Source organism: Rhodococcus sp. ABRD24, from assembly GCF_004328705.1.
Taxonomy (GTDB): Bacteria; Actinomycetota; Actinomycetes; order Mycobacteriales; family Mycobacteriaceae; genus Prescottella.
In genome coordinates, this window is sequence record NZ_CP035319.1 from 3,426,244 (window position 1) to 3,442,201 (window position 15,958).

17 protein-coding genes are annotated in these 15,958 nt (G+C 67.1%); 8 read left to right on the forward strand and 9 right to left on the reverse strand.

Annotation, left to right across the window (positions count from 1 at the left end; genetic code table 11):
* Positions 1 to 45 precede the first annotated feature (45 nt).
* Positions 46 to 669 (forward strand): TetR/AcrR family transcriptional regulator, encoded by a 624-nt coding sequence (locus ERC79_RS15205; protein WP_131579274.1) that lies wholly within the window; start codon positions 46 to 48, stop codon positions 667 to 669.
* Between the two features lie 20 nt (positions 670 to 689).
* Entirely contained in the window at positions 690 to 1,841 is a 1,152-nt protein-coding gene (locus ERC79_RS15210; protein WP_131579275.1) for an acetyl-CoA C-acetyltransferase, read from the forward strand.
* Here the strand turns inward: ERC79_RS15210 and ERC79_RS15215 are convergent, their stop codons facing one another.
* Positions 1,842 to 2,762, reverse strand: a complete 921-nt coding sequence (locus ERC79_RS15215; RefSeq protein ID WP_242676585.1) for a bile acid:sodium symporter family protein — start codon at positions 2,760 to 2,762, stop codon at positions 1,842 to 1,844.
* Positions 2,763 to 2,954: 192 nt separating this feature from the next.
* Positions 2,955 to 4,361: a cytochrome P450 gene (locus ERC79_RS15220; protein ID WP_131579277.1), complete on the reverse strand. Its 1,407-nt coding sequence runs from the start codon at positions 4,359 to 4,361 to the stop codon at positions 2,955 to 2,957.
* A gap of 103 nt (positions 4,362 to 4,464) precedes the next feature.
* On the opposite strand from ERC79_RS15220, the gene ERC79_RS15225 reads away from it, so the two are divergent.
* The 4 genes from ERC79_RS15225 to ERC79_RS15240 all read left to right on the forward strand — a co-directional run bounded on the left by ERC79_RS15225 (position 4,465) and on the right by ERC79_RS15240 (position 7,924).
* The gene (locus ERC79_RS15225) at positions 4,465 to 4,749 is read left to right on the forward strand and encodes a DUF2277 domain-containing protein (RefSeq protein ID WP_131579279.1); all 285 of its coding nucleotides are present in this window, start codon (positions 4,465 to 4,467) and stop codon (positions 4,747 to 4,749) included.
* Positions 4,750 to 5,112: 363 nt separating this feature from the next.
* A complete protein-coding gene (locus ERC79_RS15230) occupies positions 5,113 to 6,264 on the forward strand; it encodes a hypothetical protein (RefSeq protein WP_131579280.1) in 1,152 nt (383 codons plus the stop codon).
* A gap of 383 nt (positions 6,265 to 6,647) precedes the next feature.
* Positions 6,648 to 7,151 (forward strand): hypothetical protein, encoded by a 504-nt coding sequence (locus ERC79_RS23525; RefSeq protein ID WP_242676586.1) that lies wholly within the window; start codon positions 6,648 to 6,650, stop codon positions 7,149 to 7,151.
* Entirely contained in the window at positions 7,148 to 7,924 is a 777-nt protein-coding gene (locus ERC79_RS15240; RefSeq protein ID WP_131579284.1) for a hypothetical protein, read from the forward strand. The genes ERC79_RS23525 and ERC79_RS15240 overlap by 4 nt, the downstream gene beginning before the upstream one ends.
* A 71-nt stretch (positions 7,925 to 7,995) precedes the next feature.
* Here ERC79_RS15240 and ERC79_RS15245 read toward each other — a convergent pair whose 3' ends face one another.
* The 4 genes from ERC79_RS15245 to echA20 are packed head-to-tail and all read right to left on the reverse strand — an operon-like array spanning position 7,996 to position 11,516.
* Positions 7,996 to 9,090 (reverse strand): nitronate monooxygenase, encoded by a 1,095-nt coding sequence (locus ERC79_RS15245; protein ID WP_242676587.1) that lies wholly within the window; start codon positions 9,088 to 9,090, stop codon positions 7,996 to 7,998.
* Positions 9,087 to 9,860 carry a cholesterol ring-cleaving hydrolase subunit IpdB gene (gene ipdB / locus ERC79_RS15250; protein WP_131579285.1) on the reverse strand — a complete coding sequence of 258 codons (774 nt, stop codon included), beginning with the start codon at positions 9,858 to 9,860 and terminating at the stop codon, positions 9,087 to 9,089. The genes ERC79_RS15245 and ipdB overlap by 4 nt, the downstream gene beginning before the upstream one ends.
* Positions 9,857 to 10,741: a cholesterol ring-cleaving hydrolase subunit IpdA gene (ipdA, locus tag ERC79_RS15255; RefSeq protein WP_131579287.1), complete on the reverse strand. Its 885-nt coding sequence runs from the start codon at positions 10,739 to 10,741 to the stop codon at positions 9,857 to 9,859. The genes ipdB and ipdA overlap by 4 nt, the downstream gene beginning before the upstream one ends.
* Before the next feature lie 13 nt (positions 10,742 to 10,754).
* Positions 10,755 to 11,516: a (7aS)-7a-methyl-1,5-dioxo-2,3,5,6,7,7a-hexahydro-1H-indene-carboxyl-CoA hydrolase gene (echA20, locus tag ERC79_RS15260; protein ID WP_131579289.1), complete on the reverse strand. Its 762-nt coding sequence runs from the start codon at positions 11,514 to 11,516 to the stop codon at positions 10,755 to 10,757.
* Positions 11,517 to 11,613: 97 nt separating this feature from the next.
* On the opposite strand from echA20, the gene ERC79_RS15265 reads away from it, so the two are divergent.
* Together ERC79_RS15265 and ERC79_RS15270 are read left to right on the forward strand one after the other, a co-directional pair.
* Positions 11,614 to 12,390, forward strand: coding sequence for an SDR family oxidoreductase (locus tag ERC79_RS15265; RefSeq protein ID WP_131579290.1), 777 nt, complete (start codon positions 11,614 to 11,616; stop codon positions 12,388 to 12,390).
* The gene (locus tag ERC79_RS15270; protein ID WP_131579292.1) at positions 12,387 to 13,301 is read left to right on the forward strand and encodes an SDR family oxidoreductase; all 915 of its coding nucleotides are present in this window, start codon (positions 12,387 to 12,389) and stop codon (positions 13,299 to 13,301) included. Before ERC79_RS15265 ends, ERC79_RS15270 begins: the two co-directional genes overlap by 4 nt.
* Before the next feature lie 72 nt (positions 13,302 to 13,373).
* Here the strand turns inward: ERC79_RS15270 and ERC79_RS15275 are convergent, their stop codons facing one another.
* The 3 genes from ERC79_RS15275 to ERC79_RS15285 all read right to left on the reverse strand — a co-directional run bounded on the left by ERC79_RS15275 (position 13,374) and on the right by ERC79_RS15285 (position 15,797).
* Positions 13,374 to 14,045, reverse strand: a complete 672-nt coding sequence (locus tag ERC79_RS15275; protein WP_131579293.1) for a GNAT family N-acetyltransferase — start codon at positions 14,043 to 14,045, stop codon at positions 13,374 to 13,376.
* Between the two features lie 101 nt (positions 14,046 to 14,146).
* Complete coding sequence (locus ERC79_RS15280) at positions 14,147 to 14,617, reverse strand: nitroreductase family deazaflavin-dependent oxidoreductase (RefSeq protein ID WP_131579295.1); 471 nt, start codon at positions 14,615 to 14,617, stop codon at positions 14,147 to 14,149.
* Between the two features lie 16 nt (positions 14,618 to 14,633).
* A complete protein-coding gene (locus ERC79_RS15285) occupies positions 14,634 to 15,797 on the reverse strand; it encodes a steroid 3-ketoacyl-CoA thiolase (RefSeq protein WP_131579297.1) in 1,164 nt (387 codons plus the stop codon).
* Positions 15,798 to 15,958 lie beyond the last annotated feature (161 nt).

A 15,958-nucleotide genomic window follows, 5' to 3' on the forward strand; every position in this document is an offset into this window, starting at 1 on the left:
ACTCGCCGATACCCTAGCAATCGCTTGGTTGGTAGGATGTCCGGCATGACTCCACCCCGAGACGCCGACGAGTCTTCGAGCAAGTCCGGCCGTCGCGCCGAGCTCCTGGAACTCGCCGCGGGCCTGTTTGCCGAACGCGGTCTGCGGGCCACCACGGTGCGCGACATCGCCGACGCGGCGGGCATCCTCTCCGGCAGCCTCTACCACCACTTCGACTCCAAGGAGTCGATGGTCGACGAGATCCTGCGCGGCTTCCAGGACGACCTGTTCGGCCGCTACCGCGAGATCGTCGCCGCCGGCGTGGGCTCGCGCGAAACCTTCGAGGCGCTCGTGATCGCGTCGTTCGAGGCGATCGACGCCTCGCACAGCGCGGTCGCGATCTACCAGGACGAGGTCAAGCACCTCGCGTCCAACGAGCGGTTCGCGTACCTCGCCGAGCGTAACCAGGAGTTCCGCGACCTGTGGGTCGGGGTGCTCGAGGCCGGTGTCGCCGACGGCAGCTTCCGTCAGGACCTCGACATCGAGCTTGTCTTCCGTTTCATGCGCGACACGGTGTGGGTTGCCGTGCGCTGGTACCGGCCCGGTGGATCGATGACCGCCGAGGCCGTTGCCAAGCAGTACCTCTCCATCGTTCTCGACGGGCTTGCCAGCCCCGACTCCCGCAAATAACCCGAATCCAGGAGCTGTTCATGCCCGAGGTCTACATCGTCGACGCCGTCCGCACCCCGATCGGCAAGAAGAACGGTGGTCTGGCCCCCGTTCATCCGATCGACCTGGGCGCGCACATCATCAAGGCGCTCGTCGAGCGCACCGGCATCGACCCATCGAACGTCGACGACGTCATCTTCGGTTGTGTCGACGCGATCGGTGGACAGGCTGGCAACATCGCCCGCCTGTCGTGGCTGGCCGCGGGTCTGCCACAGCACGTACCCGGAGTGACGGTCGACCGTCAGTGCGGCTCCAGCCAGCAGGCCATCCAGTTCGGCGCGCAGGCGATCCTGGCCGGCACCGCCGACCTGATCGTCGCCGGCGGCGTCCAGAACATGAGCCAGATTCCGATCTCGGCCGCCATGATCGTCGGCGAGCAGTACGGCTTCAGCACCCCGACCGCCGAGTCCACGGGCTGGACCGAGCGCTACGGCGACGAGGAGGTGTCGCAGTTCCGCGGCGCCGAGATGATCGCCGACAAGTGGGACATCAGCCGCGAGGAGCTCGAGAAGTGGGCTCTGCAGAGCCACGAGCGTGCCAAGGCCGCGATCGTCGAGGGCCGCTTCGACGGCGAGATCGTCCCCTTCGGAGACGTCACCACCGACGAGGGTCCGCGCGAGACCAGCCTCGAGAAGATGGCGAGCCTCAAGGTTCTCGTCGAGGGTGGCCGCCTGACCGCCGCCGTCGCCAGCCAGATCTCCGACGGAGCCAGCGCGCTGCTGCTCGCGTCGGAGGAGGCCGTGCAGAAGTACAACCTGAAGCCCCGTGCCCGCATCCACCACATGAGCGCCCGCGGCGACGACCCGATCTTCATGCTGAGCGCGCCGATCCCGGCCACCCAGCACGCGCTGGCGAAGACCGGCCTGACCCTCGACGACATCGACCTGATCGAGATCAACGAGGCCTTCGCACCCGTCGTCCTCGCCTGGATCAAGGAGCTGGGCGCCGACCCGGCCAAGGTCAACGTCAACGGTGGGGCAATCGCGCTCGGCCACCCGCTCGGTGCCACCGGCACCAAGCTGATGGCGACGCTGCTCAACGAGCTCGAGCGCACGAACGGCCGTTACGGACTGCTCACCATTTGTGAGGGTGGCGGCACCGCGAACGTCACGATCATCGAGCGAGTCCAGTAGCTACCCGCTCTCGGATGCCCTTTCGGTTCGATCCTGAACCGGGAGGGCATCCGCCGTTTCGGCCCGCGCTCCCCGGCTGATCAGCCAGCCGACGGCTGCGGCGGCGGGGAACATCACGACGCCGTACACGGCCGCAGGGATCGCGAGGTCGACACTGTCGAGGACGCTGATCGCAATCGCGATGGCCAGCGTGCTGTTGTGCACCCCGATCTCCATCGAGCAGGCGATCGCCTGCCGCCGATGGACTCCCAGCAGTTTCGGAACCCAGTAACCCAACCCGAGGCTGGCTAGGCAGAACATGGTCACGATCACGCCGACGTCTGCGAGGTACGACGGCACGTTCTCCCGCTCCGCCGCGATGGTGCCGACGATCACCGCCACCAGCACGACGGCCGACGCGATCCGCACCGGCCGGTCCATTCGCCGCGCGAAGTCCTCGCGCCGCGCGCGGACCGCCATCCCGATCGCGACCGGGATGAGCACGATCGCGAACACCTGCAGGACCTTCGTGAACTGCAGGCCCATCGTTCCGCCGGTCTCTGCGGGGTCGAAATAGCCGAGGGCAAAGTTCGTGATGATCGGCAGCGTGACGACCGCGATCACCGAGTTCACTGCGGTAAGTGTGATGTTGAGGGCGACGTCGCCGCGGTAGAGATGGCTGAAGAGGTTCGCTGTGGTGCCGCCCGGCGACGCCGCGAGCACCATCATGCCGACCGCCAGCAGCGGCGGTAGATCGAACATCAGAACCAGGCCGAATGCGACTGCGGGCAGGATCAGCAGCTGACACGCCAGGGCGATGGTGACCACCTTGGGATGCCTTGCGACGCGGGCGAAGTCCGCCGATGTCAGCGAGAGCCCGAGCCCGAACATGATGATCGCCAATGCGGCCGGTAGGGCCACCGAGGTGAGAGCAGAGTCCATGTCGATGTTCGCCGTTCTTGTGTGCGGTGCAGCGGATGGGGCCAGGTGAGCGCACAGTAACGGCAGCACCCGGACCGTGTGGGCGATTCGACCGGATCTGCTCAGCGCGAATCCGATTCGCTGCGGAGGATCAGCTGTTCGGGGCGTCTGCGACCTGGCTGGATTCGACCGTTCGCGGGCCGGGTGCAGCGGTCAGCGGTGGCGAACGGTGAGGTTGAACCCCACCGGCATGAGCGTCAGCCGTTCCTGTATCCGCAGCTGGTAGTCGGGATCGGCGGAGAAGTCGTACCTGCGCAGGATCGTCCCCAGTACGAGAAGGGCCTCGTGGATGGCGAATTGGCGGCCGATGCACGCACGTTCCCCCGTGCCGAACGGCTTGTAGATGTGCGCTGGACGAGCCCGGACGCGTTCGGGCGTGAAGCGGTCCGGGTCGAAGAGTTCAGGATCGGCGCCCCACGCGGGGTCGCGGTGCAGCGACGGGATCAGCACCAGGACCCAGTCTCCCGCCTTCATCGGGTAGCGATCCGCCAGCACGGTATCCGTGCGCGCTTCACGTGCATACGCCGGGGCGGTGGGCCACAGCCTCAGTGTCTCGTCGAGGACCCGACGGACGTACCGGAGTTTCGCGACCTTCTCGAACGGCGGTACCTCCTCGCCCCACACCTCGTCCACCTCTGCGCGCGCCTTCGCGAGTACATCGGGATTCCGGGAAAGGTAGTGAAGTGCGAACGATAGTGCACCCGAAGTGGTTTCGTGTCCCGCGACGAGGAAGGTCACGACCTGGTGGCGGATGTTCACTTCGTCGAGTCGGTTGGGGTCGTTCTCGCGGGCGGCACGGAGCATGATCTCGAGCAGGTCTTCGTGACCTGGTCCGGACGCGTCGCGGCGGCTACGGATCACCTCGTCGACCACTTCCGCGAGGTACGCGGTGTCGGCGGCGTTCTGCCGATCCGACTTGCGGTACAGGTACTTCCCCAGGCCCGGTACGTTCCGGAACGTCCGCCATTGCGCATATGTGAGAGCCCGAACCATGGCCTCGACGAACGGGTGTGGCCTGGTGCGCTCGAACGAGTCGAAAGAGTAACTGAAGCCCGTACGCGCGATGGTCTCGAGTGTCAGTTTCGTCATGTCGGCGGAAACGTCGACAGGGGTACCGCCGATCCGGCTGTCCCAGTGCGCGGTGAGCTCGCCGGCGACGCCGACCATGATGTCGTGGTAGGAGCGCATTGCTGACTGGGTGAACGCCGGACGCAGTAAGTTGTGCGCCTTGCCCCAGTTCGGTTCGTCGTTGTAAGCAGTGAACAGCCCGTCGCCGCCGATGCCGCGCAGTTCCGCGATTCCGGGGGCGACGTTCTTTGCGAAACGCGACTCGTCGGACAGCTCGGCCACCATGCCGGGGTCCGAGACGAATACGAAGCGGTGCCCGAGTGCGTTGCGTTCGAAGATCGGACCGAGTTGCCGGCCCAGCCGCATCGAATCCTGTACCGGGGTATGCAGTGAGACGCCCAGTACGTCGCCGAGGATCGGGAGCCGCCGGGGTGGATGGGGAACGGTTGCCGTGGCGGCGGTGCTCTTGTGCAGGTTCTCTGAGACGTGCATCGTGCCCCCGAATTGCTGTCCAGTGTCTGATACCGAAAGTACGCGATATCTCCGGTATGTGAGCGCGTTTCGGGCGCGTCGAAGCAGGACTACCGTTCGAGGCATGTGCCGAAACATCACCGAGCTGCGCGGGCTCGAACCGGCTGCCACTCCCGAGGAGATCGAGGCCGCGGCCCGGCAGTACGTCCGCAAGGTCAGCGGGATACAGAAGCTGTCCGACGCCAACCGAGACGCGTTCGAGAAGGCCGTCGAGGAGGTCACGGCGACCACGGCCGAGCTACTCGCGGCGCTCCCGCCCCGTAGGCAGCCACCGGCCACGGTGCCGCCGCTTCGACGCCCCGAGGTCCGGGCTCGGATCGCGGCGAAGGAGGCGGCGCCGAGTTCCTGACCGCTCCCAGGCCCCACCGCGGGCGCGCTGGGACCGCCCGCCGCTTCTGTATTATTTCCACGTACAAAGGGTCGATCCGGGGGTGAGGATCGGCGGGGGAGGATCTTCGCGAGGGGGCGGCATTGTTTGCCGGGGGGATGGTCGGGCACGCACGTGCCCGCTGCCGGGTATGGGCATGTACTGCCTCCGGCGCCCCCGTACTCCCACACCTTCTCTGCCCCCACGAACATGCGGGGTCTGTGCTCATCACCTTCTTCCGATGTGCCGCTCTTCCGGTCCGGATCTCTCGCGATCTCTCCATTCAGGACGGGTCCCTCCGGCCTGAATCACCGAAAGCCTGAATCACCGAAGGGAAGTGGATTGATGGGTAAGCACCGCAAGAGCCGGGCGCGGGCCATCGCGCGGGCCGCGTTGGTTCCGTCGGCGGCTGTCGCAGTGATCGCCGCGGCCACAGGCACGGCGTCGGCTGCTCCGAACGAGCTTCCGTCGCAGGGTGGCGTCACGTCTGCGCCGTCCCAGGGCGGCGTGACCTCGGCTCCGTCGACGCAGGGTGGCGTCACTTCGTCTCCCGCGCAGCCGGAACCGGTGTACTGGGTGGAGCCGCCGGCCCAGTATCAGAACATCGAGTACCAGCCGCTCGAGAACTACGACTACGACACCAACACCTACACCCAACCGCAGAACTACTACGTGGCCCCGATTCAGGTCCAGGATCTGCACCTGCCGACCCATGTCGACCCGACGGCGCCGATCATCGCCCCGCGTAACACGTTGCGTCTCGGCGACTTCCTCATCGCGCAGCCGAACTGGTTCACTGACGGAGATCTCGCGCGAACCAACAACACCTCGGCGATCATCGAGGCCGAGGTCGCTACGTTCTGGCGGTCGATCGGCGTCGAGACCCCGCGTGCGAACCGTCTCGCGGCAGCGCAGATCGGCGGCGGAGCGACCGGTGCGGTCGGGGGTGCAGCGTTGGTTGGGGTTCCGGCCGCACTGGCCGGCGGAACGGTCGGTGGAATCGTGGGCGCGCAGATCGGTACGATCATTCCGCTGCCGTTCGTGATTCCCGGCCTTCCCGTCGTGACAAGCGGAGTAGCCGGTACCGCGATCGGGGCGGCGGTCGCGGGCATCCCGGCAGCCGCTGTCGGTGCCGTCGGAGGCGCCGGATTCGGCATCATCACCGGCACCGCGTTCGGCGCTGGTGACCTGGGCGAACCGCGGGAGATCACGGTCCCCGACATCGACGAGCCTGCAGTGACTGCCCAGACGCAGAACACCCTCGCCGAGTGGGATAGCACGCCTGTTGGAGCGGTGGCCGCGTCCGCAATCCGCGACGTTGTCGCGGCGGCACCCGGAATCGACCAGCAGGCCCGCGATTTCGTCGCGGCACAGCCGGGCGGCGAGCAGGTGCTGAACGAGGTTGATGCCGGTCTGGCGACGTTTTTCACAGACTCGTCCCTCGGTGTCGCATCGAGCATGATCAGCGAAGCCGTCGGGGCCGGCATCCAAGCTTGAGTCACGGGTGGGGCGGTTCGTATCCGCCCCACCCGCCCTACCTCGGAGGAACTATGGCGGCGGACAACCGGACGGAGAACGCGCTCTTCCCGGACGTGCCCGAGCATTACGGACCGAACGCGGACTCCGGCAACCGGGGGGATGTTACTGCATCGATCGGGAGCGACAGCCCCGTATCGGACCTGGCCCCTCGATCAGACGCGGGGGTGGGGCCCGCGGCGATTCCGGATCCGCCGGTTCTGGATCTGCCTGTGCAGCCTGGGCAATCGACGGAGTTCGGACAGTTGCCGAAGTGGCTGGTGACCACGGACTCTCCGTCATCGGCAGAGAAGCCTTCCGGCAGAGGGAAGCACCTCCTGATAGGCAGTGCTGCGGCCTCGCTCGTGGCTATTGCGACGGCCGCAACAGTTCTGGTGTGGGGCGGAACCGACCGTGAAACCGCAGGTGCGGCCAACGCTGCGCCCAGTCCCGCGGTCGCACCTCCGGGCGAGGCAGTGGTCGCCGAGTCGCCGGCGGCCACGTCCGTGTGGTGCGCGGATTCCTTCGCAGACGGCCGCAGCGTCGGTCGAGGGTCCGGGAGCATTGCCGACGGGCCCGGGGTGATCAGGGCGTTCGACCACGCGTACTACGTCGAACGGGACGGCGGCCGAGTTGCGTCGCTCATGGTCGCGCCCAATCCCGTTCCGGAGATCCAGAAGTGGATCGACGAGGTTCCACTCGGTACGGAGCACTGCGTCACCATCACCGCCACCCCGGAGCCGAACGTCTACACGGTCGATCTTGGGTTGCGAATGCCAGCGGGATCGGAAGGCGTTATCCGTCAACGCATCACGGTGGCACCCGCGCCGACGGGCTTCAGGATCGCAAAGGTGGAGGATCTGCGATGAGCAACGTTGTCTCGCTGCGCCGCACGCCCAAGGTGCCGGAGCCCACACGGGTGTCTGCGATGGTGGTCGCGGGTTCGGGCGGCGCAGCGACAACCACGACGGCGTACGGACTGGCGACGGCACTGCGTTTGGGAACCGGGCAGGATGTGTCTGCCATTGATGCGACCAGTGACGGCGGAAACCTGCTCGCGCGCACTGGTGTCGACGCCATCGACTCGGCCCGGTCGATCCGGCAGTTCGAATCGCGCATGGCGCTCACGTCGGCCGGTGTGGTGGTGGTCGGTGGCGGCAACGCGCAGGCGGTCGACCCCGCGATAGTCGACGAACTGTTTGCCGCGCGCCACAGTGCGCGGGTTCACGATGTCGGTACCGCGCTGCGCTCTCCACGCCTGGCTCCGCTGATTCGGTCCGGCGCCGCATTGGTGGTGGTTGCACCCGCGCGCTCCGAGCCGCTGAGTCGCATGCGGGACGCGCTGACCTGGGTGATGAACACCTACGGCGCCCATGTGCTCGGCGAGATGATCGTCGTCCTCTCGCACCAGATGCCGGCGGGGCCGATGGACCTGGGGCCGATCCGGGACGCGTTGTCACCGCGCCTCGCCGGATTCGTCGAGGTCCCGTTCGACGCGGCCCTCGCGCAGCCCGGGGTGCTCGACCACCGTCGGCTCGCACCGGCCACCCTCGACGCCTGGACCGATGCCCTCGACGCGCTCGGCGGACTGTTCTCCCGGCCGCAGCAGGAGGCGTCGTCGGCCAGCGAGGAGCTCGCTTGAACGGACGCAGGGACCCTTCACGCGCTGGCGGCGCATGAAGGGTCCATTCAGCTGGAAACCGGAGCGAGCGGTCAGGCCCTGAGGGCTCCGAGCGCATCGATCCGTGCCGCGGCGTCGGCCATGATCCGGTCGATCAGTTCCTGGCAGCTGGGCAGGTCGTCGATCATGCCGACCACCTGACCCGACGCCAGCACGCCTGCCTCGGTGTCGCCGTCGACCAGTCCGGCCTTGAGCAGCATCGGGGTGTTGGCGTTCATGACGATCTGCAGCCACGTCTTGTCGGTGTTCTTGCGCATCGCCAGCCCCTCCTTGAGGAGAGTCGGCCACGAGTTGCCGGTCATCTTCCTGACCTTCGGCGCGTTCTTGGCTGCCGCGACGAGTCCCCTGATGTAGCTGGACTTCTCGAGGCTGTTCACCAGGTCCGTGTTGAGCACGCGGTGCGGCATGCCGTCGACCTTGACCGACACGGTGGTATCCGTCAGACCACGCTTGAGGTACTCCTGCTTGACCGAGTCCGGCACCGCCGAATCGCTGGTGAGCAGGAAACGGGTGCCCATCGCGACACCTGCAGCCCCGTAGGACAGCGCCGCGGCCAGGCCGCGACCGTCGAAGAAGCCGCCGCCGGCGATCACCGGGATGTCGACCGCATCGAGCACGGACGGTAGCAACAGCGTCGTCGCGACGCCACCGGTGTGGCCGCCGCCCTCGCCGCCCTGCACGACCACCGCGTCGGCGCCCCACGAGGCGACCTTCACGGCGTGCTTGGCGGCCCCGATCGACGGAACCACGACGATCCCGTTGTCCTTGAGTTTGGCGATCAGATCCTTCTTGGGCGCCAACGCGAACGACGCGACCTTGACACCCTCGCGGATCAGCAGGTCGCACCGCTTCGAGGCGTCCGACGCGTCGGCGCGCATGTTGACGCCGAACGGCTTGGTCGTGAGCTGCTTGGTCTTACGAATCGCCGCCTCGAGCTCCTCGTACGTCATCGTCGCCGAGGCGAGGATGCCGAGGCCGCCTGCGTTGCAGGTGGCCGCGGTCAGGCGCGGGCCGGACACCCAGCCCATGCCCGTCTGCACGATTGGATGCTCGACGCCCACCAGTTCGGTGAACGGTGTTTTCAGCACCTGCTTCGATCCCCCGTCGCTTCGCTCGCCCGAACTCACGCCGAGACCTCGCGGTCACGCAGGTTGCGCGGATCCAGGACCTCGCGGATGATCCGCAGCTCCTCGGCGGTGGGCTCGCGGGTGATGCCCGCCGTGTCCAGGCCCGCGACCTCGAAGGAGGTGTTCGCGGCGACGTCCTCGGCCGAGACGCCGGGGTGCAGGGTCAGCGCTCGCAGAGTGTGGCCCGGGCCGCCGAAGTCGAAGGAACCGAGGTTGGTGACCACGCGGTGCAGGTGCAGGAAGCGGAAGGCCGGGTCGCCTTCCTCGAACTGGTCGTAGCCGACGCCAGAGACGACGTCGACCTTGTCGACGAAGACGCGCGAGGAGTGCTTGCCCACCCAGTAGCTGGTGGCGTGGTTGATCGTATTGCCCGGGGCGCCGCGCACACCGAACATCTGACGGGTCGGCTGCTGCAGCGGGCCGAACGCCGAGAGGTTCTGGTTGCCGTGCTTGTCGATCTGGTTGGCGCCCATGACGACGTGGCGACGCCCACCGGCGACGACGTCGAACACCTTGCGGAACGGCATCCAGCCCTCGACGGCGCCCTTCTGACCGACGCCGGGGGTGTCCGCGAAGATCAGCGCCTCACCGTCGGTGATGAGCAGATCCGGCTCGGAGGTCAGGCGAGCCAGACGGGCGCCGATGAGCGGCAGCGTCGCCATCGGGCTGGCCATGATTTCGCCTGCACCGGAGAAGATCTCAGCGCACGCGATCGCGCAGTACTCGGCGCGGGTCACAGTGTGGGTGTCGGTGCTTTCCGTGGAGGTCATGCCTGCTGCTCCTCTGCGAACTTCTTGACGGCGGCCTGGTAGTCGTCCTCGGATCCGGACAGGAATCGGTCGACGAACGCCTGCCACGACTCGGCGGTCTTGGATGCCTCGGCATAGTGGCGCTGGAACTTCTCGTCGCGGCCGTAGCTCTCGCCGGCGAGGGTGAAGTGTGCGCCGCCCGGGGCCTCGACGACCCCGTCGACCATCATGCGGTTGAGGATCAGCTGCTGCAGCGGAACCTCCTTGACGAGTTGCTCGGTCTCGACGACCTTCTCGACGGAGACGTAGCGCTTCTCGGCGGCCATGCAGTAAAGGTCGTCGAAGTACGGATCGACGCCCTGGTAGCCGGCGTTGCCGTGCGCGTCACCGATGTTCAGGTGCACGAACGACGCGTCCAGGTTCAGGGCCGGCATCGCGATCAGCGTCTCGGCCTTGCCCGACGCATCGGCGTACGGCGAGGTGACGGTCTTGAGTTCGTCGCCCCAGAAGTTGCGGACGTCCGAGCCCAGTCCGGCACGGATCGGCAGGAACGGCAGGCGGGCCGCGGCGGCCTCGAGGCCGCACTTGACCATGCCCTCGTCCATTTCTCGAGATTCGATGCTGCCCTCGAGTCGACGCTTCGCGAACCACGGATCGTAGAACGGGGCCGAGTCCAGGGATACGAAGCCGTAGTACGCCTTCTTGACCTTGCCGGCCGAGCACAACAGGCCCAGGTCCGGTCCGCCGTAAGTGACGACGGTCAGGTCCTTGATGTCCGAACGCAGGATCGCGCGCACGAAAGCCATCGGCTTACGACGCGAACCCCAGCCACCGAGGCCGATGGTCATACCACTGCGCAGTTCGCCGACGACCTCGTCGAGCGACATCCTCTTGTCACGCATTGTTGATCACTCCCTACTTGTTCGCGCGCGGCTTGCCGGTGGCGACGAACTCGTCGCGATGCTCGTCGGCGACGCCGGCGAGGTTCAGCTCGAACGTGAAGCCCTGCTCGATCCGGTAGCTGGTGTGCACGTCCTGCACGTCGATGCGGTTGATGGCTTCCTTGGCGCGGCGGATGACCCGGGTGTCCTTCTTGGCAATATCTGTGGCGATCGCGATTGCGGCGTCGTCGAGCTCGGCGCGCGGGACCACGTCGTACACGGAGCCGAAGTGCTTGAGCGTCTGGGCGTCGACGTTCTTGGCTGTGTAGTACAGCGTGCGCATCATGTGCTGCGGGACCAGACGAGCGAGGTGCGTGGCCGCACCGAGTGCGCCGCGGTCCACCTCGGGCAGACCGAAGATCGCATCGTCGGACGCGACGATGACGTCGGCGTTGCCGACCAGGCCGATGCCGCCACCGACGCAGAAGCCGTTGACGGCGACCACGACCGGAACCTCGCAGTCGTAGACCGCGGAGAAGGCCGCAGCGCAGCCGCGGTTGGCGTCGATCAGCGCGCCGTGTCCCTCGGTGGCCTGCATTTCCTTGATGTCGACGCCGGCGTTGAAGCCGCGCCCCTCGGCTCGCAGGATCACCACGTGGGTCTCGGGATCCTTGCCCGCAGCGAGGACGGCGTCGGCCAACTCGAACCAGCCCTTCGAGGGGATGGCATTCACGGGCGGATAGTCGACGGTCACCGTGGTGATCCCGGCACCGTCCGAGGTCGAAGTGATGCCCATGGCATGTTCCTTACGTCTATTGACCGAACCAAGCGATTGCTTGGTAAGTTATCACAGACGGGTGCGAATGACCCGTGCCGCTGCAGGGAGGAAGAACGTGGATCTCGGTCTCGAAGGCAAGGTCGTGCTGGTGACCGGTGGAGTGCGCGGAATCGGTGCGGGCATCAGCCGTACCTTCCTGCGTGCGGGCGCGACGGTGGTTACGTGTGCGCGTCGTCCGGCCGACGAACCGGTCGAGGTAGACGGTCGCGAGGTCGAGTTCATCCCGTGCGATGTACGTGACGCAGACCAGGTGCAGTCGATGATCGATCAGATCGTGGCCCGGCACGGACGGCTCGACACTGTCGTGAACAACGCCGGCGGCGCCCCGTTCGCGATGGCGGCCGATGCGAGCCCCAAGTTCCACTCCAAGATCGTCGAGCTGAACCTGCTTGCACCCCTGCTGATCTCACAGATCGCCAATGCTGTCATGCAGAAGCAGGAGGGCGGAGGATCGATCGTGATGATCTCCTCCGTCAGCGGCAGCCGTCCGTCGCCGGGCACCGCTGCGTACGGCGCGGCCAAGGCCGGTATCGACTCGCTCGCGGCGAGCCTGTCCGTCGAGTGGGCTCCCAAGGTGCGGGTCAACTCGATCGTCGTCGGCCTGGTGCAGACCGAGCTGAGCCACCTGCACTACGGCGACGAGGCCGGTGTCGCGGCTGTCGGCGCCACCGTCCCGCTGGGGCGGATGGCGCTGCCCGAGGACATCGGCAACTCTGCGGCATTCCTGGCATCACCGTTGGCGGCCTACGTCAGCGGCTCGACATTGACCGTCCACGGCGGCGGCGAGCGCCCTGCCTTCCTGGCTGCGGCAGAAACAGAGGAGAACAAGTGAGTGGATTGCTTGACGGCAGAGTCGTCATCATCACCGGCGCCGGCCGTGGAATCGGTCGTGCCCACGCGCTGGCCTTCGCGGCCGAGGGCGCCAAGGTCGTCGTCAACGACATCGGTGTCGGCGGCGACGGCTCCACCACCGGCGAGACCCCGGCCGAGCAGGTTGTCGCCGAGATCAAGGCTGCTGGCGGCGAGGCCGTCACCAACGGCGACGACGTCGCGTCGTGGGAGGGTGCCCAGAACCTGATCCAGACCGCGTTGGACAATTTCGGCCGCCTCGACGTTTTGGTCAACAACGCGGGCTTCCTGCGTGACCGCATGCTCGTCGGGATGAGCGAGGAGGAGTGGGACGCGGTGATCCGCGTGCACCTCAAGGGCCACTTCGCCCCGCTGCGCCACGCCGCCGCGTACTGGCGTGCCGAGTCCAAGGCCGGGCGTCCCGTGGACGCCCGCATCATCAACACCAGCTCGGGCGCGGGCCTGCAGGGCTCCATCGGCCAGGGCAACTACGCCGCGGCCAAGGCCGGCATCGCAGAGATGACCATCCAGGCCGCCGCCGAGCTGAAGAACTACGGCGTCTCCGTCAACGCGATCGCCCCCGCAGCCCGCACCCGCATGACCGTCGGTGCCGGTGGCGCGATGGCCGAGGCGATGGCGGCACCGGAGGAGGGCTTCGACGCGATGGCGCCGGAGAACATCTCCCCGCTGGTCGTGTGGCTGGGCTCCGCCGAGTCGAAGAACGTCACTGGACGTGTTTTCGAGGTCGAGGGCGGCAAGATCACGGTCGCCGAGGGCTGGCGCCACGGTCCCACGCAGGACAAGGGTGAGCGCTGGGATCCCAAGGAGCTCGGACCGGTCGTCGCCGATCTACTCGAGAAGGCAGAGACCCCGACTCCGGTCTACGGCGCGTAGATAGGCGGCTACGCCGCCCGTGCGTGTCTTGCGAGTCTCTACACTCGCGAAACACGCACGGGCGCGAAGCGCCTATGCCGGGGTGCGGATGATCAACGTCGTGCCCGGGAAGTAGGCGGCCAGCTCGCTGCGCGCCTGCTTGAGCGAGGCGGTGCCGTAGCCCTGCTTGCGGGCGTCGGGTGCCACCCAGATCGCGACGTCCACCTCGTTGTCGGCGAGTTCGCCGAACACCAGGCCGACGCTGCTCGGTTCGTCACCCGTCGTGCATTCCGCGACGAACCAGGCCGCAGCCTCGTCGTCGATGCGCTTGAGTCCGTCGCGCCGCTCCTGCTCGACGCGCTCCTGGTCCCACGGGCTACCGGATTCGTCGAGGCGCTCGGTGGACCGCGTACGGAACAGTTCGGTGTCATCCTTCGAATCGCTGAAGGGACGCAGTCGAACTCCCGCTCCCGTGCTGTACGGTCGCTGCTCCGGCAGCCACTGCAGGGTGGCGTCGAGGTCCTCGAGCTCCGTACGGATACGGTCGCGTTCCTTGACCGTCAGTCGATCGAAACGAAGGTTCAGTACAGCCTCGGCGCAGAACTCCGAGGTCCCGAGCAGATCGCGTACGGCTGCAACGGCGGCGTCACGATCCTTGCTCTCGACGATTGTGTCCAGGACCTCGTGGCGACGGTCCAGCGCCTTCAGCAGGGCTGAAGCGATCTCGCGCCGATCGATCACCTGGTCGTGGTTCTTCACTGTCATGTTGCGACATTCCTCCTCGAGAACCGGGTGCCCGGCGCCGGTGTGCCGGGCGTCGTTCACCATTATTCCCGCCCAGCGCCGAGCAGGGGGAGTGCCGCGCGCTATTCGCAGATGACGACGGGGATCTGCCGGTCGGTCCAGGACTGGTAGTTGTCGAAGTCGGCGTACAGCTCCACCAGCCGCGGCCACAGTTGCGCGCGCTCCTCGTCGGTCGCGACGCGGGCCTGCATCGTTCGCACCGCGGACTTGATCTGTACGGTCACCGACGGATTCGCGCGAATGTTCAGGTACCACATCGGATTCTTCGGCAGCCCGCCCTGCGACGCGACGAGCACGACGCGGTCGCCGTCCTCGAGGAACAGCAGCGGACTGACCCGGGGCTGTCCGCTCTTGCGCCCGGTGGTGGTGAGCAGGCAGATGGGGATTCCCCACGGGAATGCGCTGCCCACCCGCCACTTGCCACCCAGACGCCCGCCGGTGGCCCGATACAGCTTCACGTTGATCCTCGACATCCACTTCATGATGTCGACCGTGTACTTCGAATCGAGGCCCGACGGGCGCCGCGTGGTCATCTGTCAGGGGCTCCGATCAGATCCGCTCGATGATGGTGCCGGTGGCCAGTGCGCCGCCGGCGCACATGGTGATCAGCGCGGTCGACGCGTCGCGGCGTTCGAGCTCGTGCAGGGCGGTGGTGATCAGTCGGGAACCGGTGCTGCCCACGGGATGTCCGAGCGCGAGCGCGCCGCCGTTGACGTTGACCTTGTCCATGTCCGGGCCGTGGACCTGCGCCCAGGACAGGGCGACGGACGCGAACGCCTCGTTGACCTCGAACAGGTCGAGATCGCCGATCTTCATGCCGGCCTTCTCGAGTACCCGCGAGGTGGCCTGGACGGGGCCGTCGAGGTGGTACTCGGGTTCGGCGCCGACGAGGGCTTGGCTGACGATACGGGCGCGTGGTGTCAGTCCGAGTGCGCGGGCGCGATCGGAGTCCATGAGCAGGACGGCCGCGGCGCCGTCGGAGATCTGTGACGAGGTGCCGGCGGTGTGGATGCCGCCCTCGAGGACGGGCTTGAGCTTCGCGAGGGACTCGGCGGTGGTGTCGCGCAGGCCCTGATCGCGGTCGACGACATTCGTCTCCGAGGTGGGTAGCTTGTCCGCGCCGATGACGGGGGCGGTCACCGGGAGCACCTCGCGTGCGAAGCGGCCCTCGGCCCACGCCTGCTTCGCGAGGGCCTGTGAGCGGACACCGAGGGCGTCGATGTCGTCGCGGGTGACGCCGCGGCGGCGTGCGATGCGCTCGGCGGCCTCGAACTGGTTGGGCATGTCGATGTCCCAGGACGCTGGACGACGCGGCCCGGCCTCGGTGCCGACGTTGGCGCCCAGGGGAACCTGGCTCATGGCCTCGACGCCGCACGCGATGCCGATGTCGATCGCACCGGTGGCGATGAGACCGGCGATGAGGTGGTTGGCCTGTTGTGCGGAGCCGCACTGGCAGTCGACGGTGGTGGCGCCGGTCTGCCAGGGCAGACCGGCGGCGAGCCACGCGGTGCGGGTGACGTTGTTGGACTGCGCCCCGGCTTGCGTGACACACCCGCCGATGACCTGCTCGACCAACAGCGGATCGATACCCGCTCGGTCCACGATTCCCTTCTGGGCGGCCCCGAGGATCTCGGCCGCGTGCAGGCCGGACAGCCAGCCACCGCGCTTTCCGATCGGGGTGCGAACTGCCTCGACGATTACTGGTGTGCCCACGGCGGGCTCCTTTCACTCTCTACTTCGAAAAGTAGAACAGGTTCTCCCTATTGAGCAAGGGCGCGTAGGGTAGTTATTTGCCTAGTCTTTCCCAGATAGGCGCTCTGTGATTCAATGCATGTAGAACGTGTTCCACATCACTTCGCGGCCTGACCGCGAGG

Excerpts from the sequence above, each read along its gene's own strand:
- ipdA (WP_131579287.1), bottom strand. The coding sequence starts at position 10,741 with ATGCGTGACAAGAGGATGTCGCTCGACGAGGTCGTCGGCGAACTGCGC.
- ERC79_RS15240 (WP_131579284.1), top strand. The coding sequence starts at position 7,148 with ATGAGCAACGTTGTCTCGCTGCGCCGCACGCCCAAGGTGCCGGAGCCC.
- ERC79_RS15280 (WP_131579295.1), bottom strand. The coding sequence starts at position 14,617 with ATGACCACGCGGCGCCCGTCGGGCCTCGATTCGAAGTACACGGTCGAC.
- ERC79_RS15230 (WP_131579280.1), top strand. The coding sequence starts at position 5,113 with ATGGGTAAGCACCGCAAGAGCCGGGCGCGGGCCATCGCGCGGGCCGCG.
- ipdB (WP_131579285.1), bottom strand. The coding sequence starts at position 9,860 with ATGACCTCCACGGAAAGCACCGACACCCACACTGTGACCCGCGCCGAG.
- echA20 (WP_131579289.1), bottom strand. The coding sequence starts at position 11,516 with ATGGGCATCACTTCGACCTCGGACGGTGCCGGGATCACCACGGTGACC.
- ERC79_RS15215 (WP_242676585.1), bottom strand. The coding sequence starts at position 2,762 with ATGGACTCTGCTCTCACCTCGGTGGCCCTACCGGCCGCATTGGCGATC.
- ERC79_RS15275 (WP_131579293.1), bottom strand. The coding sequence starts at position 14,045 with ATGACAGTGAAGAACCACGACCAGGTGATCGATCGGCGCGAGATCGCT.
- ERC79_RS15225 (WP_131579279.1), top strand. The coding sequence starts at position 4,465 with ATGTGCCGAAACATCACCGAGCTGCGCGGGCTCGAACCGGCTGCCACT.
- ERC79_RS15210 (WP_131579275.1), top strand. The coding sequence starts at position 690 with ATGCCCGAGGTCTACATCGTCGACGCCGTCCGCACCCCGATCGGCAAG.
- ERC79_RS15220 (WP_131579277.1), bottom strand. The coding sequence starts at position 4,361 with ATGCACGTCTCAGAGAACCTGCACAAGAGCACCGCCGCCACGGCAACC.
- ERC79_RS15205 (WP_131579274.1), top strand. The coding sequence starts at position 46 with ATGACTCCACCCCGAGACGCCGACGAGTCTTCGAGCAAGTCCGGCCGT.